The sequence below is a fragment of the Cohnella soli genome (assembly GCF_042655525.1).
Lineage (GTDB): Bacteria > Bacillota > Bacilli > Paenibacillales > Paenibacillaceae > Cohnella > Cohnella soli.
This window is the reverse complement of sequence record NZ_JBHSMI010000028.1, coordinates 38,486-62,092: the sequence shown is the minus strand read 5'-3', so window position 1 is coordinate 62,092 and position 23,607 is coordinate 38,486. Positions and strand designations below refer to the sequence as shown.

Genomic DNA, 23,607 nt, shown 5'->3' with positions numbered 1-23,607 from the left:
ACGGGTAAGGGAAGCAGGCTTTTTTCGTCCCCCCTCTACTCCTTGACGCTTCCTAATACGATCCCTTTAATGAAAAACCGCTGAAGGAAAGGATAGACGAGCAGGATAGGCAGGGATGCCACGAAGATTTGCGCGGCTCCGCTCGTACGGTCGGATATTAACCGGAGCAGCTCCGCATCCTGCGAAGTCATGAACCGCATGTCTTTCTTGATGACGATCGTCTGGAGAAAAGTTTGCAGCGGATAATGCTCCGGCCGATTCATCAGGATCAGACCGTCGAACCAGCTGTTCCAGTGCCCCACCATCGTAAACAAGCCGATCGTCGCCAGTGCCGGCTTGGACAGCGGAACGATAATGCTCCACAGCGTCCGGAAATGACCCGCCCCGTCCATCTTCGCCGATTCGTCCAGCTCTTTCGGCAGCCCGCGGTAAAAGTTAAGCAGCAAAATGACGTTAAACACCGTAAGCGCGCCGGGCAACACAAGCGCCCAGATCGTATCCATCAGCCCGAGCTGCTTGATGGTCATAAACCAGGGAACAAGACCGCCCCCGAACAAAATCGTAAACACGAAAAACCACGTATACCACGTTCTGAATTGAAAAGCGCTGTTGTCTTTCGATAAGGGATAAGCTGTAACAATCGTCAGAACCACGCTGATCGCCGTTCCAAGGATAAGCCGCTTCCCTGAAATACCGAAGGCGGTTAAATATTCCGGTTTACTGACGATGTTCCGGTAAGCGGCAGTCGTGAAATCCACCGGCCATAAGGAAACCTTGCCGGCTGCCGCAGCAGCCCCGGAGCTTAACGATAACGCGAACATATGAATTAACGGAAAGATGCACAGCAGGGAAAGCGCCGTCAGAAAAGCGTAATTCCCGATAATAAAAACGGTTCTTCCCATGGACTTGCCTGCAATCAAAGCTCCCCTCCTCCTTTCTCAGAAAATGCGATATCCGGCAAACCGGTAAGCGAGCGTATAAGATATGGATATTAAAATTAAGGAAACGACCGATTTCAATAGCCCGACAGCCGTCGCCAGCCCATACTGCACCTGCTCGAATCCCATGCGGTAAACGAAAGTATCTATAATATCGCCACTCTCAAACACGGCAGGACTATACAAGTTGAAAATTTGCTCGAAGCCGGCATTCAAAATATTGCCGATGCTTAAGGTCGCCATAAGAACGACTATCGGCAGTATGCCCGGCAGCGTAATATGCCACGTTTGTTTCCACCGGCTCGCGCCATCGATTTCGGCCGCTTCGTACAAAGAAGGATTAATGCCCGTGAGCGCCGCCAAATAGACGATGGTGCTGAAGCCGAACTCTTTCCAAATGTCCGAAACGACGAGCGTATACGGAAACCATTCATTACTCCCAAGGAAAAAAATCGGTTTGACGCCGAAAAAGCCTAGAAATTGGTTGATAATTCCGGATGACGGCGACATCAAGTCGATCAGAATGCCGCCAAGCAGCACCCACGACAAGAAGTGCGGCAAGTAAATGAGCGTTTGCACGATCCGCTTGAAAAAGGCTTTGCGCAGCTCGTTCAGCAATATCGAGATCGTAATCGGCACGATCAAGCCGCAGATGATTTTCATTAACGCGATGTACAAGGTGTTGTACATGATCCGTTTAATGTCGGGATAGTGGATCATATATTCGAAGTTTTTCCATCCGACCCATGGAGAAGTAAAGATGCCCCGAGTAGGAATAAACTTCTCGAAGGCAATGGCAATGCCCGCCATCGGGACGTAGCTGAAAACAATCGCGAAAGCGATGCCGGGCAGCAACAGAAGATGAAGCGGCCATTCCTTCGTAAACCTCTTGATGATCATTTCCGGCTACCTCCTAAAAATCGGAAGGGGATGGCCGCAAATTGCAGTTCCCCTCCCTGCTTATCCTGCTTATTTCTTAGCCGTGCCGGCGTACCATTCGTTGACTTCCTTCGTCATTTCGTCTCCGCCCAGTTTTTTCCATTCTTCTACGAACTTGTCGAATTCGTCTATCGATACTTGATTCATAATGATTTTGACGAATACCTCGTTCATCTTCGCATCTAGAATCGGCCTCTTCTCAAGCATGACCGGCCCCGGAGCGCCGTAAAAACCGTTATTATGGTACCGGTCGTTTTGCAAGTAGTCGTACATGATGGAGAAGGCCCCGCCCGGACCGGAAATCGGATATTCTGCCCATTCCTTCACATCGCCATCCAAATATTTCATGATCTTGCCATAACGGCTTGGCGCTTCCCCCCCTTCAAGCTTGGAGCCGTCCTTCGCTTCGACCGCTTTGGGCACGGATTCTCCCAGCAGAACGGTTTCCGTCTGCGAAAATACGCGGAGCGGGCTGAGCTTCCAATAGTTCGACGCTTCCTCGTTCTGGAGGAAATATACCTTGTCCGTTTCTTCAGGCTTCGTGTACGCTTGAACCCACTTGTTCAGCAGTTGAATGACGGCTTCCGGATGCTTCATTTTTTTCGATACGACGTAGTAGCCGCCGACGCCCAACTCGATTTGCGACAGCGCCGGTTTATCGTCGACGGATACGATCGGGTACGGCCACCAATCCTGCACCAACTTGCCGTCTTTGACCGCGCTCGTGAACAACGGCCATGCGCTGAGCCAGAACGGACCGTATACGATGCCGATCTGGTTCGCGGCGAGCAGTTCGCCTTCTTTCGTCACGTCTTTGACGCCGAATTCCGGATCGATGAGCCCCTCTTTGTACATATCCTGCAGTTGCTTTAACGCCGTCTTCATCTCCGGCTGGATATTCCCGTTAACCAGTTGCCCGGAAGCATCCTTGATCCATTGGTTCGGGTACGCATGGAAACCGTTGAAGAAGCCTTTAATGTCGAACGTAGCGTCCGCCAAAAATTCTTTCGTCATCGGCAAACCGTAGGATTTGCCTGCTCCTCCGGGTTTTTTCTCGGCGAATGTCTTTGCAATATTAATGACGTCCTGCATCGTCTTCGGCTCAGCAAGATTGAGTTGCTTCAACCAATCCCTTCTGATCCATACCTGGGTTGATGCGCCGTATGGACCGTTGGTTGCGGGAATCGCCATCAGCTTGCCGCCGCTCTTGGCCGACTCGAATTGAATGCCGCCGTCTCCCGTTAAATAAGCTTTCGTATCCGCTGTCGCATTTTTCTCGTAGACGTCCGTAAGATCCATAATCATGTCCGCTTCGATCAACTGCTGGAACTGCGGCATGTCGACGAACATCAAATCCGGAATATCGTTGGACGAAATGCTCATTTGCACTTTTTGGGCATACTGGTTGGATTCTGCCACCCATAAGTTTTTGATCGTGATGCCAAGGTCTCTCTGCAAGGCGTCGGTTACGGCGTTTTTATCGATCGTTTCGCCCGAAATGTACTTGATGTCCGCTGCGTTATCGCGAACCATCGTAATTTCAACGGGTTCCTTCTTACCGTTGTCCGTACCGCTCGTCTGGGCTGCGCTGCTTTCCGCAGGCGGGCTTGAGCTTGATGCGCCTTCATTCGATTTGTTGCTGCTGCATGCGGTTACAACCAGCAGCGCCGCAATAAGAACACAGGATACCGCCAATCTGCTCTTGCGTTTCATTTCCGAATCCCCCTCGTCGTTTTGTGCAGTTCGTTCGTGTGCAAGCTTATTATATCGGCTGAAAAAAAGACATCTCTATACACAACACTTTACTTTCATGCACACCTTTTTACGTCGGTTTATCCTGTCTGCCGAATGCTAACCCCCGAAGATGCCGTCATAGACGTACACGAAATTGAATACATCCAGCACTTCCTGAACCTGCTCTTCCTTTTCCCAAAGCCTGTTTTTCAAAGTTGTCCATCGCGCGCGCGCTTCCTCTGTTTCGCTGTTATAAAGCAGTCCCAACGCATCCGTCATCTCCAGCCATAGTTCCTGATGCACCTTCAGATGCATCCACGAAACGGAGCGGCACGCATCCGGAGACGACAAATTCTGTTCAATGACCGGCTTGAAATTCCGCAGCGTCGAGCCGATTCGTTCAAACAAGCCCGGGTTGCGCCCAACTTCGGAGGTGGAGAAAGGGGCATCCAGATGAAGCAAATCGAACAATTTCGACAGCTCCGTCAAGTAGTTCAGGCATTGCCCCCCGGCATCGCCATAAGCCGAACGGAAATAGTCGGCTGCGATTTCTTCAAAGCTCAGAGTGCTGTCCCATAGCGCTCTTCCCATGACAGTAACGCCGAGCCCGTTCGGAAAGAACGCTCTTTGCACCTGGCAGCTCACGTATCCATGCAATCCGATCTCGCGCAGATGCCGGATATCTGCGTACAGCATTCGGGATATCGCGACTTGGCCGGGATCTTTCTGATGGGCCCACATGAAATGATAGTCGAAGTCGAAGCCTTCTCCTCCGAACATTGCCTGCCATGCTTTCAGATAGCTCAAATTGTCCTCGATTGTCAGCGGAAAACCGATTTGGTTGCGGACAAAAGGCGGAAGCGGCGGAAGCTCGCCGGATTCCGCAAAGGATTTGCGATAGGTACGCGTAATCGGCGCGAGCATCAGAACGAAACGCTCCGCGTTGTATAGCGTTTCCCTATTCGGAGGCCACAACAACTCTTGATAGAGCAGGAAGGCGATCCGCGTCGTCAATCCGTTGACCGTCAAGGCGTCGTCCAGCTCATTGAGCAGCGCAATGTACCAATCCGAAGGCGACTGGAGCACGCAATTCGGGCATTCGCATTGGTTGTTATGTCCGTCCGACAGCCAGACGTGGAGCATATCGACTTCCGGATGATCCATCGCGTATTTCACAATCTCGTCGATCATCCGGGCTCTCGCGTTCGAATTAGAATAGCACAGCTCCGTATCTATCGGTACGCCTCGCCACCAGCCGCGTATTCCGTTCACCTCCGCCAGGTAAGGCGCAATCTCCGGCGCCGCTTCCGACTCGACTTTGTCCCAGCTCAGCGACGGAACGCCTAAAGCCGTACTTGTCCAGCCGTGGCCGACGGCATGGTACACGAGCCCCCGCTTTTTAATTTCGGCCGCCAACGACTCTACGAACGATAAAGTCGTTTTCGGATGGATTTTCCCGGACGTTTGCTTGGTCGGATGCCGGAGATGATGGTACCAGCGTTCGAAAAACACGTAGGCCTCGCGAAATTGAATAAAATAGCCGTTAAACCCCACCTTCGGAAGCCAGTCGATCATGTCGAAAACGTTGTCGAAGCTGACCGCTCCCTCCAGACAAATGCCCCTGAATCGGCAGTTGGCTTTCTCGTCCACTTTTACCGGCCTGATCTTGTAATCGACGCGCGGCACGAATTCTCCGCTCGTTCCCGGCCTCACCCACCTGCAGCCCAGCTCCTGCAAATACCGGTACACCGCAATCAGCACGCTGCCTTTATTGGAGCCGGCAATGATTCCGCTCCCATGCGAAACGTCGATCCGGACGGCATCCTCCCGCTCATCATATTCCAGCCCCGGAGCCCAAGGAAAATCCTGATGCAGTCCGACCCAAATACCAGGCAGATCTGCCCGGTATTGCGAAGTCTCGCTCAATTGGATGTCCGTTCCGGATACCAGACGCAAATATTTCCGCAACTCCGCCGCCGCGAATGTTATGGGTTCAACGCTTCCGCCAATGACATGAATGCTGTCCATTTCCAAGTTACTCTCGCGCATGTCCTACCTCCAAACCATGGGATATGATCGCATTGTAACGGCGGATGAGCGGGGAGGGCTATGCACTTCTTTTTACATTTGTGCACCTTTGTTTACCGCGGTCCCTAATTTTGTCAGGTTAAGCTTATAACCGCACAAATCGAAACTGTAGTTGCTCAAAAAACAACTGCGTGCGGAACGAAACGGTGGGGGAAATAGCAGGCTGACAAATCATAGTCCCCGGCAAGCCGAACAGCCTTCGCGGCACATGCATCCGCGAAGGCTGTATTTTCATTATGCCGTTAAGCTTTCAAGAAAGCCGCCTTCCGCGATTCCCTTCTCGATGTAAGAAAGTACGGTATCGCGCGAGACCCCATTACTGCGCCGGCATATTCCGCGATCCACTCGACTCTCTCGCGATCCGTGTTGGACAAGCTGCGAATATAGCTAATTGTAACCATTCATGTCAACGAAGGAGAGGTTTTGTGCTAGAAGGGCATTAAATTTGGGCAGTGACCGCAGTAGGGTTCATCGTTACGTATTGTATATCTCGAACTCGTATACGATCGGCGCGTTGGCGGTGCCGGACAAGAAGTAGATTCGTGCCTTGCTGCCGGTCACTTTCGGAAACGTGATCGTCTTGGACGAACCGATCGTCGAACCCGCGTAAGCGGTCTGCCAGGCTGAACCGTTCCAGTACTGTATCTGGTAGCCGGTCGTCCGGTCCCCGTATTCGCTAAGCACGACCTTGTCGAAGGTCATATTCGACCCGAAGTTAACTTCCAACCATTGCCCGTTCCAGCACCCGTTGCAAGCTTGCCAGTTTGTCGCGAAATTTCCGTCGAACGCCTTGGGCGCCGTCTGGTTCGCGTCCCACGACGAAGAGCTGGCATACGTCTTGCCCAGTACAAGATTGGGCATGGAGTCGCGGTAAATCTCGAACTCGTATACGATCGGCGCGTTGGCGGTGCCGGACAAGTAGTAGATTCGCGCCTTGCTGCCGGTCACCTCCGGGAAAGTGATCGTCTTGGACGAACCGATCGTCGAACCCGCGTAAGCGATCTGCCAGGCTGAACCGTTCCAGTACTGTATCTGGTAACCGGTCGTCCGGTCTCCGTATTCGCTTAACAACACGGTATTGAACGTTGTATTCGTACCGAAATTGACCTCCAGCCATTGCCCGTTCCAGCACCCGTTGCAAGCTTGCCAGTTCGTGACCCTGTTGCCGTCGAACGCCTTGGGCGCCGTCTGGTTCGCGTCCCACGACGAGGAACCGGCGTATGTTCTCCCAAGAGCCAAATTGTTAGCGTTTGTTCCGGTTTGCTGCACAAGCAGCACCCAATCCTCGGCGGTCGGCCGGACGGGTATCGTCCATTGGCCGCCGGGGGCCGTTAAGGTGCCGATCGTCGTGAACTGCCCGGTCCTGGGATTAAACCATTTTGCCGAATAATTGAAACCGGAAGACAGGTTTTTCAGAGTGCCGGTGGACGTTCCGCTTCCGAAGAAAAAGACGACGAACGTGGTCTGTCCGTCCGAAGACAGCAGCGAGCGCGAGGAATCCGCGAACGCCCCCCAGACGCCGTCGTCGAAGCGGGGCACAAGCTTCCACCATTGCAGACCGGTATAGAAGTTTTTGAAATACGTCAGCTGATTGCCTGTCTGCAAATTGGCGCCGTCATACCACCAGTAGTAGCGGGCGGGCATCTCGGATCCCGTGCCGAAGTCGTCGGGATCTCCAGGTTTGGAGTAAATGTCGTTCCACAGCCCGGCCGCTCCATAACCGTAACCGTACATGCCGTATTGGAACGCTTTGTACGCCGCCCCCAATGCCCCTCGGTTATCGGTCCAAAATTGGTCGTACGCGCTTTCATATAAGACGGCCGGTTTGGCGGGCGAAATGTTCCAGAAGTTTTTGGCGGTGTTCATATCGTTCATTTCGCTTTGCCACTGCACCGCCCAGCCGTCGTGGTACGGCTTGGAGGACCACCATGAAGACGATGCTGTCGTCGAGTTCGTATTTTCCATGTGGGGCATAAGGGGTTGCCGGTACGCGTCGTTGTCCGCGATGCTCTGTCCGACCGCGAACCACTTGCTCATGGTGGTCGCGTTAAAGTTGCCGTACATGTTTTTGTCGATTTCCTGGGCTATCGTCCATATGACAGGATATGCGCCATACCGGGCGACCCAGTACTTCGCCATCCTGGCCATGTAAGCGTCTGTGTAGACGACATAGCTGGCGGGATCGAGCGCCCATGTGATCTGGGCGTTGGCATGCACAAGTCCCTTGTCGGCAATATACTTGAATTTCCGGTCCAGATTGGCGAACCCGGGCAAATCCGCGCTCGTGAATCCGTCGCTTAGATTGGCCAGCGCCTCTTCGTCGGCACCGGTGTGAGTCCCGCCCCCGTGAGGCTGCCAGATCGGTTCCGATTGATAAACGGTAAAGCCTTGATCGGCTCGTTTGTCCACGGTGTACTTGAACTGCGAAGCGACACCGGGCGCGTTGGATGTCGCGAATCGCTCGTGGGGCAAAATCCAATGCGTGTCGCCCAAATAAAAAAACGGCGTCCCGTCCGCATACGTCAAATATCTGCCGTCGCCGCTGACTTTAAGAAAGCCGTGTCGGTAAATATCGAGATCGCCGGTATAAGCTTCGGCTTGCACGGTTTTCGTCACGTTGTGGAGGCCGGTGTTCGCGGTATCCGTTGCGCTTGTGGTCATCGTCCAAGTGCCCGTCTTGGTCGGCGCGAAACGGACTTTCCAGGTGGATCCGCCATCCCAGAACGCCGGGCGGGTAATGACCGTTCCATCCGGACCGGTGAAAGTGGCGATGACGTCCACGTCATTGAACGGATTACCGTACGCCATTGAACTTGTCAGCGTAATCTCTGCCGCCTGCCATTGCTGGACCGTAAAGTCGGCTGCATAGGCGGTGCGGATGCCGGTAAGGCCATTAAATAATGAGAATATAACAACAATCGCAAGCGGGAAATGCCAGTTGATCGGAATCGGATTCCCCTTCATCACTCTCTCCTCCTTCGAATTTGTCCGCCTTGCCGAGTTTCTTCCCTCGCCCCCAGTTTATGATGGCGCTTTCATAGTGAACATGAATCTATTTGACTTTATGTATTCTCCAATTTACCTCTCGCCGGCACCACAAGCCGCGACGCAAGAAAACCGTCAGGGCGGCTTTGTCCCCTGACGGTTCACTTTCGCGTTTGGCCGAATCAATTTCCTGAGGATGGCGTACGCCAATCATATTGAAACTGATAAGAGCCCGATTCCAGCTCCAAGGTCACTTGATTGTCGTGCAATGCGACGACCCTGACCCCTTCCGCATCGCCAAGTCGTCGGCCTCGTTCCGATACCTTTTCCTGCAGCACATTCGGAAGAACGATCGTAGCCGTCGTATTCGGAGGAATCTTAACCTCTATTTGCATCTTCCCGTTATCAATCTTCCATTGGGATACAATCTCCCCGTACATGGATTGGTAGGAAGCTCTCGCATAATGCAGTCCTTCGCCCGGAAAGGGTCTCACATGAATATGTTTAAAGCCCGGTCTGGCTTCATCCGTGTCAATTCCCGCCACAAAGCGGTAGAACCACTCGCCGATCGCGCCGAACGCGTAGTGATTAAAGGAGTTCATATCCGCGCTCCAGAATGAACCGTCCGTTTTCCGTCCGTCCCAATGTTCCCAGATCGTTGTTGCCCCCTGAGCGACAGAGTACAGCCAGGACGGATCGTCACGAGATAGCGCCAGCCGATAGGCGAGATCGCTTCTGCCGATTTCCGACAGCGTCGGACATAAATATGGAGTTCCCAGAAAACCCGTAGTCAGCTTATAACCCGCTTGTTCGATGAGTCGGATTAAGCTTTGCTCCACCCTTTTGCGGGTCGCGCCTTCCACTAAGCCGAACCGAAGCGCCAATACGTGAGCCGTTTGGGTCGGGGATACGAGTCTCCCCGTCTGAGTAACGAACTCCCTGTTGAAGTTTTCAACAATCCGCGTCCGAAGCTCTTGGTACTTTGCATAATCCTCCTTTTTTCCTAGCGCCCGTGCGGATTTGGCGAGCAAATCCGTAGAATAGGCATAAAATGCGGTTGCGATCAAGTCTTTCGGAGTCGCCCCCGTATAGCTCCCCGCCGGCGCATCCAGCGCCAACCAATCTCCGAACTGAAACCCGTCGTTCCGCAGATACTCCTGCTCCCCCGAGTTTCGAAGGAATTCGACCCACGCTTTCATGCTGGCATATTGTTCTTCCAACAACCGCAGATCCCCGTAGCACGCATACATCGTCCATGGGCAGATGACCGCCGCATCCCCCCATCCTGCCGCCGAATGCATTTCCCAACCCGGCAAAGTGTCGGGAATCGTGTTGGGCACTCCGCCACTCGGCAGTTGGTCCGCCTTCAAGTCTCTTAGCCATTTGGCAAAAAACACGGCAACATTCATGTTATGGGCGGCTGTCCGGATGAAAACCTGCGCGTCTCCCGTGTACCCTAATCTTTCGTCTCGCTGAGGGCAGTCCGTTGGAACATCGAGGAAATTCCCCCGCTGCCCCCATACAATGTTGCTTTGCAATTGGTTCACGAGCGGATCCGAGCATTCGAAAGTCCCCGTCTCCTCCAGATCGGAGCTTACGACATGTGCGGTAAACCGCTCGGAATTCACCTCGCCCGGATATCCCTTTACTTGCGCATAGCGAAATCCTTGAAACGAGAATCTGGGCTCATAGCGCTCATTCCCCGTTCCTCTACAAATATAGCGGGTCGTCTGCTTGGCGGAACGCAAATTATCGACGTACAGGTTTCCAGCGGAATCCAATACTTCGGCATGAACCAGTTCGATTGTCGTTCCGGGTTGTCCCTCAACCGTGAAGGAAACCCATCCCGTCAAATTTTGGCCGAAATCCAGAATCGGATCGCCGGCTGGCGGCTGAAAAATTCTCTCCGGTTTCATTTCTTTTACGATTACGGTCGATACGTTTTCCTGGGGAAGAAGCATATGCATGCCGCGTTCCCATATTTCGACGGGCAACCAACCGCGATCATCGTACTCCGGCATACTCCAACCGTCTTTTTCAAGCCTGGCGTCGTAGGTTTCTCCGTCATAGAGGGAAGCCATCACTATTGGACCGGTCTCCGCCCGCCAGGATCCGTCCGTAAGGACGCATTGCTTGCTGCCGTCTTCGTATATCAAATGCAGCTCAAGCAGCGCCGCTCTTCGATCCCCGTAAAAATCGCGAGGATGCCCTCCGATTCTGCCTTTGTACCAACCGTCCGCAATCGTTAATCCGATCGCATTAACGCCGATTTGAATATACTCCGTCACATCATATGTCTGAGTTTGAAGCCGCTTGCTGTAACTGGTCCAACCCGGCGTGAGAAGTTGATCTTTTAAGCGTTGACCATTCACTTCCACTTCGTACAGTCCAAGAGCGGTCGCGTAAAGACGCGCCGCTCGTAAGGGGGATCCCGCCTCGAACGTTTTGCGGAAAATAGGCAACGCTTCCGCCCGGTGCTGCATCTCTAGATCGCACGTGATCCATTGAGCCTGCCATTCTCCGAAGTCCAGTATGCCGGTCTCGAAAAATGCGCTCTGCCAGCCGCTTTCCCGCCCCTTTGTATCCCAAGCGCGCGCGCGGACATGATAGACTTGACGGGATTTTAGAGAGCCTCCTTCATACAGGACGTGAACGGATTGGTCCGAGTTCACCGCGCCGCTGTCCCAGATCAGACTTCGGTATTGAGGATCGTCCTCGGAGACTTGAATTTGGTATCCTCCTTGTCTGATCCCCCTTCCCGCCCCGAACAGCTGCCAGCTGAATCGGGGGGCTCGCACGCCGATGCCAATCGGATTATTTCTGTATTCGACGCGCAGCTCCGCGATGCCGAAATCGTTCCGATCGGATCTCCGCTCTTTCTCGCTTAGGTTCGGATCAGCCTTTAACCGCACCGATGACAAGTCCTTTCATCATATATTTTTGCGTAAAGAAAAACAGAACGATCAACGGCAGGGTCGCCATGACGCAAAGCGCGAAAATCGGACCGTAATCGATCGATTGGTTATTCGCTTTGAATTGCACGACTTGAGCCATAAGCGTCATTTTTGCGGGATCCTTGAGATAAAGCAGCGGTCCGAACAGATCGTTCCAGATCCCGTAGATGTTCAACATGATGAGCGTACCGGTCGCAGGAAGCATAAGCGGAAAAATAATCAACCAGAACGACCGAAATCTTCCATACCCGTCGATGGCGGCCGATTCTTCGATTTCCCTGGGAACGGACTTCGTAAATCCCGTGTACATGAACGTCGCCATGGGAAGCGCGCCCGCCGCGTACAATAGGATCAGGAAGGAACGCGTATCGATCAGATGCAAGGCAACCCCCATCTTGAAGATCGGAATCATTCCCGTTTGCAGAGGAATAACCATGCCGGAAATAAAGAAATAAAACAGAAACTGAAAGAACTTGCGCGGAATACGCGCGATGACATAACCCGCCATAGAAGAAACGAGGATGATCAGTCCGATCGAGCCTGCGCTGATCGCGAACGTATTGAAGAAACCGCGCCAGACGTTAACTTTGTCGAATGCTTTGGCGTAATGGCCCCAGTAGAACGAATCCGGCATAGCCAAAGGCTGATAGAACAAGCTGGGAGCTTTAACGCTTGTCAGGACGAGATAAAAAATCGGGAATAGAAAGAGCAAAGCGGCCAATAACAAAAGGATTTCCAGCAATGCGCTGCCATGGCCTTTTCGTTTGGCGGAGTGAGGGTTCATTTACATCTCCACCTCTTTACGTCGCATCATTCTGAGCTGAATCAGGGTCACAACCATAATGAACAGCATGAGAACGATACCGGCCGCGATCGCATAGCCGTACGTATTTTCCCGGAATGCGGCATTATAAATCGCAAGGGTTATCGTATAGGAAGCTGATCCGGGGCCTCCTCCCGTCATGATATACGGAATGTCAAACATCTTCAGCCCTCCGACGATCGTCAAGAAAACGACAATCGTTGTCGCGGGCATGAGCATCGGCAGCGTCACGTGCATAAATCTGCTGCCTGCCTTGGCGCCGTCTATCTTCGCAGCTTCGTACAATTCTTGCGGAATCGCCTGCAGCCCGGCCAAGTAGATGACCGCGCAATATCCGAGTCCCTGCCACTGCGTCAAAGCGATGATAGTCGGAAATACCGTTCGCGTGTTTCCCAGCCAATCGCGTCCCCAGGCCTGCAATCCTAATTTTTCCAGCAGGCCGTTAAGCAAGCCGTCATACTGCAAAATATTGCCCCACACGATGGATGTGACGACTAGACTGACGACAACAGGCAAATAAAACGCGATTCTGAGCAAAATTTTCGTGCGGAAAGAGCGGTTCAGCAATAGGGCCAGGAATAAGGACAAGGGGTTCTGAACGACGATTCCGAAGAAGGTGATCATCAACGTATTCTTGGCGGCTTGAAGCATTTTGGAATCCTCGAGCAGAAAAACATAGTTGTCCCAGCCTATGAATTTAGCAGGACGAATAGAGTCCCATTCCGTAAACGAATAGAACACGCTGGTGGCGAAAGGGTAATAGACGAACGCCACGAACAACACGGTTGCCGGCAGGATAAACCAAAAACCGGTCCACCACTCCCGGGTACTGGATCTTAACACGCTCTCACCTGCTTAATATTACACCGGCCGCTCTATTGAGCCGGCCGGTGTAAATGGTTATGGAAAGAATTACTCTGCCGGAACGATAACCGTACCTTTATCTTTCTCCAATTTTTTCTGGGCTTCCAACAAATCTTTCGGATTAAACTTGATGCCCGATGCCACTTTCGTGAACGTTTCCACGAGCGATGTCATGGCCGAAGCTGGCACATAGGCTTCGTAACCCATGCCGGAATCCGTCTCATCGACAACCTTCAATAGATCGTTTAACGCGGAGTTCGGATAGTCCAGCTGCATGCCTTGTATCGCAGGAACCGTTCCGCTGCCTATATTAAACGGTCCGTATATTTCCGGGCTTGAGATAACGCCTACCAAATCCTTGGCTTGCTGCAGGAGTTTGGTTTTCGCGTTTACGGAGAGCGACTGGTCGATGCCCAGCGACAATTTGGCGTACCCTTTGTCCGTTCGGAAAGGAAAGTATCCGAGTTCAAAGGCGGCATGGCCTTTCTTTTCGAAATTTTCCTGCGCGGTGCCGGGCATCCATGGACCTTGAACGATCATGGCCGCCTTCCCCGAAGTGAATAGCTCCGCCGATTGCGGCCAATCGATGCTAAGCGCCGTTTTATTCAAGTACCCTTTGTCGACCATTTCTTGCAAATGCGTCATGACCGCCTGAACTTCAGGACCGTCCAATCTCTTCTTTCCTTCATAAAGATCTTTGCCGTAAGTCGGGCTACTCTCGTTTCCATACGGCTGCATCCACAAATTAAAGGTCATGCTTGCCGTCCACGCATCCTTAAATCCCGCAGCAACCGGCGTAATGCCTGCGTCTTTAATTTTAGCAAATGCGCTTTCCATCTCCGCCCAGGATTTCGGCACTTCGATCCCGAGATCGGCGAATATTTTCTTGTTGTACCAGATCCCGCTGGAAGCGATCCCCATAGGCAGCGCATAAACCGTATCTTTGTACGAAAAAGCGCTTTTTGTTCCCGGATTCAACTTGGAAGCCCAAGACTCGCCCGACAAATCCGCCAAATAACCGACTTCGCCGAACGTTGCGGTTTTTCCCTGATGGAAAAAAACGTCCGGTGCCGTATTCGACGCCAGCTCTGCCTTCAGCTTGTCGGCATACGTGTCTCCCAGCGTTATATCCCATTGAATGTCGGCATTCGGGTATATTTTTTTGTAAGCTTTCTCGACGTTTGTCTTGAACTCTTGCATGAACGGCCGATCGTCGATAAACCAAGCCCCGATCCGGATCGTAAAGGGATCGCCGGTCCCGCCGGCGGAGCCTGTGGAGGTTGCGCTTGCTTCGGAAGTGCCCGAATCCTGCGTTTGCGAGGATTGGCTTTCGTTCGATTTGTTTGCTCCGCATGCCGAGATCAGCGTGGCCAGCACGATGGTCAGCGACACGAGAAGCATCATTTTTCTTTTCACCTGGTTTGACCTCCTGGAATTTTTAAGTCGGGTTCGGCGCCTTCGACAGAATTGCCTTCCCTATCTTTAGCTTATCGAATACGTGTCTGTATCGACATGTGTCTATTTGTCTCGAACTGTTCTGTATTTTTCTTTATGCTTTATAGTCACCGGGAGTTTTGCCGGTCATTTTCTTGAAAAGTTGGCTGAAATGGGCGGCGTCCTTGAACCCTACCGCATAGGCGACCTCATAATGCTTCAAATTTGTCGTGGATAGCATAATCTTGGCCATTTCGATCCGGTAGTCCCACAATAAATCCCTAAAATTGCGTCCCTTTTCCTTCTTGATCAGTCTGCTTAAATACGAGTAATTGACGAAAAGCTGATCCGCCAGCATTTGCAGCGTGATTTCCTCCATGTAGCGGGTTTCGATAAACTTCGTTGCGGCATCGATGAAGTGGGCCGACGTTCTCTGCCTGGCGGAACCGACCAGCTTGGCAACCTTCTCCAGGAATTGTTCCATATATACCATCAAATCGGATAGGATCGTAAAGGACAGAACGCTTTTGCGCACAGCAATCGTCTCCTCCGGACTCGGTTGAATGCCGAAGGAAAGAAGCGTTTTCCCCGCTGTCTCCACCATTTCCATACAGGCTTCCTGGATGCGTTTTTTGCTTATTCCTTCCATCATGAACGTTTTATTCATGTCTCTCAGAAACTCGGAAATTAACGTTTCATCCCCTCTGCGCAGCAGATCGGACAGTTCGGAGCGTTTCAGCTCCGAGCGCTCTCGTTTCTGCTCCCGCATGGAGAGCATGGCCGGATAAGCGACGATCGAATTCCGACCGATCAGCATCCGATAATCCAAGCAGCTCTTCGCTTCTTCCAGCCCCCTTCGGAGATCCGCCGCGGAGGACAATCGATCGCTGATTCCAATCGAAACGCTGAAACCGAGCGAACTTTTGATCGTTTCCAGAATATGCCTTGCTACCTCCATCGCTTCATGCGCCATATGATCCTTGGGAACATCCGGAGACAGGAACAAAACCAAATAAACCCCGCTTTGCGACAAGGCCGACCAATATGGATGCGGGTACAGCGCCATCACGTCGACGATTTTCTCGCGCAAAGAAAGCTTGGAAAACGGCTTTCCCGTTTCATCCAAAATATCCACGTTGTCGATTTCGACGGATAAGAAAACCGCCGACTTGTTAGACGCATGAGATTGGCTAAGCAAGCTCATTTTCTCTTCGTCCGACATTCTCGGGTTCAATAACGTCTGAATCCATTCCTCCTGCTGAATCCTTTCCCCCTTCTGACGGTCGAGGCGATGATCTCTGATCCACTTCACGCTGTCCACGAGCTCATTTTCATGGAACGGCTTGGTAATGAAATCCGCAACGCCCAGCTTCACGGCCTGCTTGGCATATTCGAATTCGCCGTGCGCGGTCAGGAAGATGACTTTCATCTCGGGAAAGTCCCCCAGAACGCGTCTGGTCAGCTCGATCCCATCCATAAAAGGCATACGAATATCGGAGATCAACACATCGGGCGTTGCCTCCTTCAACCCGGAAATCGCTTCATAAGCTTCCCATCCATCCGCGGCATACCCGACGACCTTGCACCCAAGAGTCTTCCAAGCGGGGAGGGAGACGATATAATCCCTGACCGCTTTTTCGTCATCGACGATAAATAAATTCATGAAGGGGCGTCCTCCTTTTCCGATGAACATTCTGTCGTTTCATTCAATAGGATTGGCAGGTGAAGCCTAACGATCATCCCGTTCTCTCCTTGCAGCTTCTCGACGCCGTAACGCTCTCCGAAATGCAGCTTGATTCTGGACTCGATCCCCTTCAGGCCGGATCCCATCCCTTTGGACTTCTGCGGAGGCGCTTGGGCAGAGCCGCCGTTGTCCTCGATCTCGATGACAAGATTGAACCGGCTTTCGTACGCCCGGATATCGATTACGCCTATTCCGCGAATATGGTCGATTCCATGAATGAACGCATTCTCTATGATAGGCTGAAGAATCAGCTTCGGAACTTCAACCTGTTTCAAGTGCTCCGGATAATCGAGACTGTATTGAAACCGATCCTCGAAGCGATATTGATGAATTTGCATATAGATTTTCGCGAATTTCATTTCCATGTCCAGCGAAACGAAAGGTTTTCCGGGCGAAATCGAAAACCGGATAATGCTGGACAAACTTTTCACGACGTAAGGGATCCGTTCGATCTTGTCCTTGGATTTGGCTAGTATGCTAACGTATTCAAGCGTGTTATGAAGAAAATGAGGATTAAAATAAGTCCGGATCGCCGCCAGTTGGGCTTCCTTCTGCTGAAGCTCGGCTTTGTACACCTTTTGAATCAATTCCTTCGTTTCTATAATCATCCGGTTGAAGGTATGACAGAGCTGCGCGATCTCGTCGTGTGACCCGAAGTTTTCGATCAACTGATAATTTTCCTTCTGCGCTTTACGCATAAGCTTGCTCAACGTCGCTAGCGGATTCGTGATTTTCCGGAGTACGTAATAGGTAATGACGATGACCGCGATCCAGGACGCCAGCGCAACCATAATAGAGAAGACAGCCAGTCTTGAAATCCCCGCGCTCGCTTCGGACACGGGAATGCGGCTGACATATTTGAAGCTTGTCCATTTGGATTTCCGTTCCGTCGTTATCGTATCGCGTTTCGCGGGTAAGGAAAGGAGTTCTCCGATCGATAAGGGATTATTGTTCGACATGACCACGTTGCTGGAATTCGTAATGAAAAAGGAGCCTTTTTCGTACGAACCGTATAACGAAGTCACTTTGACCGGATCCAGCATGATGGCCAAGTGTCCCAGAAGAACTCCCGAAGCGGGATCGACAAGCTGCAAATTGCATATCATTCGGCGATGGTCGACGAAAAATGCCCACTCCGGAAAGCCCATCTTCTCGAATGGCATAATGGTGATCGCTTCATAATACTGAACGTCGGGTTCCGCTCCCGCGAAATAATGCTTGCTTTGAACGTCGAAGAGATGAATGGAATCGGCGATGTCGCCAATGCTTTTGCCCATATCGTCCAGTTCGATCCTCAGCATATCTTGCACTCTTTCCTCCAACGCCGATCTTTCGGAAGGCGCCAGCGGATATTTATCCGGGTCTGCGGCGTTGCGCAAGAGCGCGTATACGAACCGATTGTCGCCGATGCTGGAAGCTTGCCTTGCGAATGCTTTAAGAATCCCATCGATTTTATCCGATGTCTCGGCCAGCGTTTGCTTGAAGGATTGGTCGACGTTGTTTTCAAGAATTCGCTTAGAGGTGGAATAGAAGGTGGCGCTTACAATGATCAAAGGCACCAGGGTTAGGAGAGAGTAGATCAACATCATTTTATAATGTAATTTCGACCGAATGAACCGAACGATTTTCACCTGGCGAACCTCTCCTTATGATTGAACTTCACGATATGTCATAACTTAATCCTCTCAGAGGATCTACTCGCCAGTCAATGAGTTCGTGTGCTTATTCTATTCTCTATTTGACAAACACAAGAGCTCCTGTCCGGAAATCCGGAAGGAGCTCATCCATTCGATTGGAGTTCGTTCGCTTATCGACGGGAGTAGAGTGCAGCGACCTGGTCGCCTGTGAGCGCCCGGTCGTACAATTGCAATTCATCGATTTTGGCTTGCGCGAATTCGATATTGGAGGCTGATTGATAGCCGAGACGAATGGGGTTCTTGACGGACAGCAGACCCCCTGCCAAATCGCCGCTCATCCCTTCTTCCTCGCCGTCGATGTATACGCGCGCGTTCTTCCCGTCGTAAGTAGCGGTAATCTGATGCCATTGTCCGGGCTGCAGCGGCAAATAAAATCCCGCCACCGTACTGTACCATCCCGATTTCGTTGTACTCATCACGAAATGTCCCGCTCCGCTAGGTTCTATCGTCAATCGGAACGCATTGTCCGTATCTCCTCCTTCTTTACCGATCAGGGAATAATTGAGCTTCGGCAGCCTCGATAGATTCACCCATAACGATATCGTAAACTGCTCCTTGCCATCCAATGCTCCGCTGTCGATTTCAGCATAGTCGTCTACTCCGTCCAGCGAGAGCGCGTTGCCTGCAACGCCGCCGGATACGAACTCCGCTCCGTTCTTTAACTGGGCCGGCGAGCCGGACCCGGTAACTTCCGCAGACGTATTCCCCGTCTTGTCGTCGAATTTCCATGCCGATACCGGCACAGGCAGTTCTCCCTCTTGGCCGGGCTGAACGAAGCAACGCGATTCCGCTTGCAAGGAGTCGGCGATCTTTTGCTGAATCGCCGGATCGAGAACGGCATTTTTCTTATTCTTATTGTTCGGCTTCCCTTTCTTTTGCTTCTCGAGCAGCAGCACCCAATCTTCGTTGTTCGGCTTGGCGGGAATGCACCAGCTCGAACTTTTTGCTTTGACCGTCTCCGGAATACTGTAGTACACTCCTTGACGCGGGTCGAACCAGTAAGCATTATATATGGCGGAGTTGTCCATCTTCTTCAACGTTCCGGTGGCAGCATCGTTGTTGTAAAAAAAGACGACATAGGTGTTGTTGCCGTCCGATGACAGCAGCGATCGGGTCGTGTCCTTAAAAGAAGCCCAAGCGCCGTCATTAAATCGGGGGATAAGTTTCCACCATTCCAGTGCGGTATAAAACCGCTTAAAGTCGGTCAATTGATCGCCCGTTTTCAGGTTGGCGCCGTCATACCACCAGAAGTACCGGTCCGGCATCTCGGAAGCGGTCCCGAAGTCATCCGGGCCTCCTCGTTTAGAGTATATATCGTTCCATACGCCCGCCGCCCCATACCCGTACCCGTACATTCCATACTGAAACGCTTTGTATGCCGCGCCCAATGCCCCCCGGTTATCGGTCCAAAATTGGTCGTACGCGCTTTCGTATAACACCGCCGGCTTCGTAGGTGAAGCATTCCAGAACTCTTTGGCCACTCTCATTCCGGAAAGATTGCCCTGCCACTGGACCGCCCAGCCGTCATGGTAAGGTTTGCTCGCCCAACTGGAGCTCGCCGGAAGCGTCGAACTCGCACTTTCCATATGCGGCATGATGGGGTGATTGTATGCGTCGTTGTCCGCCAAGCTCTGCCCCACCGCATACCACTTGCCCATCGTTTCATCGTTATAGTTGCCGTACATATTTTTGTCGATTTCTTGCGCGATCGTCCAGATTACCGGGTAGGCGCCGAATCGGGCTACCCAATATTTCGCGATTCGCGCCATGTATTCTTCGGTGTAGATCTTATTCTGCGCCGGGTCGAGCGCCCAGGTGACTTGGGCGTTCGCGTGAACGAGACCGCTATCGGCGATATATTTGAACTTGCGATCCAGATTGCGGAAGCCATCCAGATCGTCTGCCGTAAAACCGTCGCTTAAATTGGCCGTTTTTTCTTCATCCGCTCCGGTATGCGTTCCGCCATGCGGCTGCCAGATTGGCTCTGATTGGTAGACCGTGAACCCTTGGTTCTTTCTTTTATCGACCATATACTTGAATTCTGAAGCGACTCCAGGTACATTGGACGTGGAGAATCGTTCATGCGGCATTATCCAATGCGTATCCCCCAAGTAGAAGAACGGCGTTCCGTCCGCATAGGTCAAATATTTGCCGCTATCGCTCACCTTCACAAATCCATGTTTGTAAATCTCCAAATTGCCTTTGTATTTTTGGCTTAAGACTTGTCCGACTTGATTGTTCAGCCCTTTATCTGCCGGGTTGGACGACGTTATCCGATAAGTCCACGTCCCCGGTTTAGTAGGCGCAAATCTGACCTTCCACGTGTTGCCGCCATCCCAGTAGCCGGGGCGGGTAATGACCGTTCGATCCGGACCGATGAAAGTCGCCGTAATTTCCACGTCCTTGAACGGGTCGGCATATTTTTTCGTACTTTGCAGCGAAATTTCCGCAACTCTCCACTGCTCGGTTTTTACAATTTTTAGCGATTCCTTAGCAAAACCTTTCTGCATGTCGTATCCCGTCCATAATCCGAGCACAAGCAAACATGCGACGAGCCTAGCCGCTGTTTTCCAATTTCGTTTCATTTGCGAATACCCTCCTCGTAGAAGTTTCATTTCTTTTTGAAAGCGGTTTACCTCCTTCTTCTCTATTTTAAGACTGGTCGTCTCCGGACAAAGGGGTACATTTTACCCCGTCTATTCTGTGTTTGACTGAATGGTTGAAGGAAGGACGCGCTATACCGCTGGTTTCACCCTCCCGCGAGAACCCGGAAAGCCAAACAGCCTTCGCGGCATATGCATCCGCGAAGGCTGTTATTCATCCTATCGTTAAGCTTTCAAGAAAACCGTTTTTATCGACGTAAAGAACTCGATGGCCGCCTGCCCTTGCTCCCTCGAATGAGAACTGGATTGCTTCATTCCGCCGAAAGGAGCCTGCAGCTCGACGCCTGCTGTTTCGGCATTAATACGGACCAAGCCTGCATCCATGTCGGCAATAAAGGCGAGAATATTCCCGATGTTTTGCGTGAAAATCGAGGCGCTAAGCCCGTATTCCACGTCGTTGGCAAGCGAGATTGCTTCTTCCAAATGATCGAAAGGGATAAGCGCTAGAACCGGCCCGAAAATCTCCTCTTGGGCAATCGTCATATTCGAGGTTACTCCGTCGAATACGGTCGGTTGCACGTAATAGCCGTTGTTCAATTCCTCGTCGGCAGGGATGCCTCCCCCGCAAAGTAAGTTCGCGCCTTCGACGATGCCCTTGTCGATGTAGGAAAGAACGGTATCGCGCTGTTTTTCGTTCGCGCAAGGCCCCATCCACGTCGCGGAATCGTTCCCGTTCCCCAGTTTCAGCCGCTTCACTTGATCCACCAGCTTCGTGCGGAACGTTTCATAGACTGAAGCTTGCACAAGTATTCTGCTGGTCGCGGTACATTTCTGCCCGGTGGATTTCAGTCCGCCGCTAATCGCCGCTTCCACCGCCAGGTCGAGGTTCGCGTCTTCCGCGACGATAAGCGGGTTTTTCCCGCCCATCTCCAATTGATATTTTGCGCCGCGGGATAACGCAGCTTGCCCGATCTGTTTCCCTACATTATTGGAGCCAGTAAAGGTGATGCCTTGAATATCGGGATGCTGCGCAATGCCGCCTCCGATTACTGCGCCGTCACCAGTGACCATATTGATAACCCCTGGCGGTAGACCCGCTTCTTCAAAACAAGCTAGAAGCTTAGCAGCCGTAATAGACGTTTCAATGGCTGGTTTTATGACGACAGTATTCCCGTATATAAGCGCCGGCGCCATTTTCCACATCGGGATCGCTACCGGGAAATTCCAAGGCGTAATAACGCCTACGACCCCCAGTGGCACCCGAGTGGTGAACATCATCGCCTCATTGTCGGTCGAAGGAATAACGTCGCCGATCTTCCGCATGCCTTCCCCGGCATAATATCGGAGAATCGCGACGCCGCGAGCCGTTTCGCCTTTGCACTCGGCTAAGGTTTTGCCCATCTCGCGCATCATCGTTTCCGCGATATCCGCTAACCGTAGCTCCAACAAGTTAGCGACTTTGAACAAATAATCGCCGCGGGCCGCGCCCGAAAGCTTACGCCATGCCCCTTTTGCACGATTGGCCGCGCTGACCGCAAGGTCTAGATCCGCTTCGCCGGAATCTTGCACATAACCGACGATCTCGCTCGTATTGGCCGGATTGATGCTTGCCGTCACCCTTCCTGTTACAGATGGGCTCCATATTCCGTCGATATAGTTCAGATACGCTTGCTCTTGCTTCGTCTCTATCGTCATTTTTCTACTCCCTCCATCCCTTCGCTACGGCATTAGTTCACGACAGGGATACCCAAGCCTTTGGCGAATTTGCCGGATTGAACGGCAGAGGAGTTATACCGTTCCAACAATTGCAAACCGAGATGCGCTCTGTTTACCTTTTCCATGCATTGGATTCTGGCAACCTCTTTGTTATGGGCGCCTACAGGATAGACGCTTGTCGCATTACGAAGTCCGAACTTCAAGTACACCGGCGAGGCGACTCTGACGATTTCGGGAATTTCGTAGCTGCGGATAAATCCGCCCATATCGTCCGGCGACTCGACGTAGAGATCCACTGGCGTATCCACGACCGTACGAATCGACGACAATTGCGGAAGCGTAATATCTCCGGTCAAATTCAACGTATTGCCGCCGATCTCCGTTATGATTTTGGCGCTAACCGGATTGGTCGGGCTCATCATCGCGGAAATCTTGACGACCAAGTCGGCCGGCAGCTCCCCTTTGGTTTTGGCTTGATCGATCAGCCACACCAAACCTTCGTCGGCCACTAGAACGCTGCGAATGCCGAGATCCGCCGCGCGGTAAACATCCTCCAGCGCGTAGAGAAGCTGATCCATTCCCGCATGCCTTCCGCCTAGTACCTTACCGCTGCTGCTTAGAGCCATCGCGCCGATATCGAAGCTCATTCGAGGCCCGACGAAGAGGCACACTTCCATGCCTTCCGCATTCCCCATTTGCGACATGTCGCGAATGTCCGAATCGCTTAGCAGCATAATGCCGCTGCCCTGCGACACCCGGTTTACCGTTACTCCGAATTTCTTGGACTCGGAGATGACGCTCTCCAAAATTGCGGGACCTTCCACCGAAGGGATTTCCACCCGATAATGGGCGCCATCTTCGAAAGTCTTCCCGCTAGTCGGAAGCTGGTACTGCTCCTTGCCCGGCAGCCCAAGACTCGCCGCGAATGCTTGCGCTCTACTCATATCTGTTACCTCCACCAGTACAATAACGTTATAAATTCACTCTATTTCCGCTTATTTGGCGCGCAGAAGAAAAATAACGACTCGGCATCATTCTATTTTGATTAAATCAGGTCAAATCGAGGCCCTCTTGGAGTAATAACGTTG

Annotated in this window: 14 protein-coding genes; all 14 read right to left on the bottom strand. The window is 52.1% G+C overall.

Translation table 11 applies throughout. The annotated features are described in order from the left end of the window. Positions 1 to 35 precede the first annotated feature (35 nt). A complete protein-coding gene (locus ACFPOF_RS16715; protein WP_378136005.1) occupies positions 36 to 902 on the bottom strand; it encodes a carbohydrate ABC transporter permease in 867 nt (288 codons plus the stop codon). 36 nt (positions 903 to 938) lie between these two features. Beyond that, on the bottom strand, positions 939 to 1,838 hold the full coding sequence (locus ACFPOF_RS16710) for an ABC transporter permease (protein WP_378134638.1): 900 nt from the start codon (positions 1,836 to 1,838) through the stop codon (positions 939 to 941). 69 nt (positions 1,839 to 1,907) lie between these two features. Beyond that, complete coding sequence (locus ACFPOF_RS16705) at positions 1,908 to 3,590, bottom strand: extracellular solute-binding protein (protein WP_378134636.1); 1,683 nt, start codon at positions 3,588 to 3,590, stop codon at positions 1,908 to 1,910. A gap of 138 nt (positions 3,591 to 3,728) precedes the next feature. Then, positions 3,729 to 5,660: a DUF4838 domain-containing protein gene (locus ACFPOF_RS16700; RefSeq protein ID WP_378134634.1), complete on the bottom strand. Its 1,932-nt coding sequence runs from the start codon at positions 5,658 to 5,660 to the stop codon at positions 3,729 to 3,731. Between the two features lie 513 nt (positions 5,661 to 6,173). Continuing rightward, on the bottom strand, positions 6,174 to 8,663 hold the full coding sequence (locus ACFPOF_RS16695) for an apiosidase-like domain-containing protein (protein ID WP_378134633.1): 2,490 nt from the start codon (positions 8,661 to 8,663) through the stop codon (positions 6,174 to 6,176). Positions 8,664 to 8,866: 203 nt separating this feature from the next. Continuing rightward, positions 8,867 to 11,596 carry a family 78 glycoside hydrolase catalytic domain gene (locus ACFPOF_RS16690; RefSeq protein WP_378134631.1) on the bottom strand — a complete coding sequence of 910 codons (2,730 nt, stop codon included), beginning with the start codon at positions 11,594 to 11,596 and terminating at the stop codon, positions 8,867 to 8,869. Continuing rightward, complete coding sequence (locus ACFPOF_RS16685) at positions 11,580 to 12,422, bottom strand: carbohydrate ABC transporter permease (RefSeq protein WP_378134629.1); 843 nt, start codon at positions 12,420 to 12,422, stop codon at positions 11,580 to 11,582. Before ACFPOF_RS16685 ends, ACFPOF_RS16690 begins: the two co-directional genes overlap by 17 nt. Next, the gene (locus tag ACFPOF_RS16680) at positions 12,423 to 13,304 is read right to left on the bottom strand and encodes a carbohydrate ABC transporter permease (RefSeq protein WP_378134627.1); all 882 of its coding nucleotides are present in this window, start codon (positions 13,302 to 13,304) and stop codon (positions 12,423 to 12,425) included. A gap of 69 nt (positions 13,305 to 13,373) precedes the next feature. Then, on the bottom strand, positions 13,374 to 14,741 hold the full coding sequence (locus ACFPOF_RS16675; protein WP_378134625.1) for an ABC transporter substrate-binding protein: 1,368 nt from the start codon (positions 14,739 to 14,741) through the stop codon (positions 13,374 to 13,376). 133 nt (positions 14,742 to 14,874) lie between these two features. Then, entirely contained in the window at positions 14,875 to 16,422 is a 1,548-nt protein-coding gene (locus tag ACFPOF_RS16670; protein ID WP_378134623.1) for a response regulator, read from the bottom strand. Continuing rightward, positions 16,419 to 18,134, bottom strand: coding sequence for a sensor histidine kinase (locus ACFPOF_RS16665; protein WP_378134621.1), 1,716 nt, complete (start codon positions 18,132 to 18,134; stop codon positions 16,419 to 16,421). The genes ACFPOF_RS16670 and ACFPOF_RS16665 overlap by 4 nt, the downstream gene beginning before the upstream one ends. Before the next feature lie 176 nt (positions 18,135 to 18,310). After that, positions 18,311 to 20,785: an apiosidase-like domain-containing protein gene (locus ACFPOF_RS16660; protein ID WP_378134619.1), complete on the bottom strand. Its 2,475-nt coding sequence runs from the start codon at positions 20,783 to 20,785 to the stop codon at positions 18,311 to 18,313. A 243-nt stretch (positions 20,786 to 21,028) separates the two neighbouring features. Beyond that, on the bottom strand, positions 21,029 to 22,498 hold the full coding sequence (gene gucD / locus ACFPOF_RS16655) for an alpha-ketoglutaric semialdehyde dehydrogenase GucD (RefSeq protein ID WP_378134617.1): 1,470 nt from the start codon (positions 22,496 to 22,498) through the stop codon (positions 21,029 to 21,031). Positions 22,499 to 22,530: 32 nt separating this feature from the next. Next, positions 22,531 to 23,463: a hypothetical protein gene (locus ACFPOF_RS16650; RefSeq protein ID WP_378134615.1), complete on the bottom strand. Its 933-nt coding sequence runs from the start codon at positions 23,461 to 23,463 to the stop codon at positions 22,531 to 22,533. Positions 23,464 to 23,607: the final 144 nt, after the last annotated feature.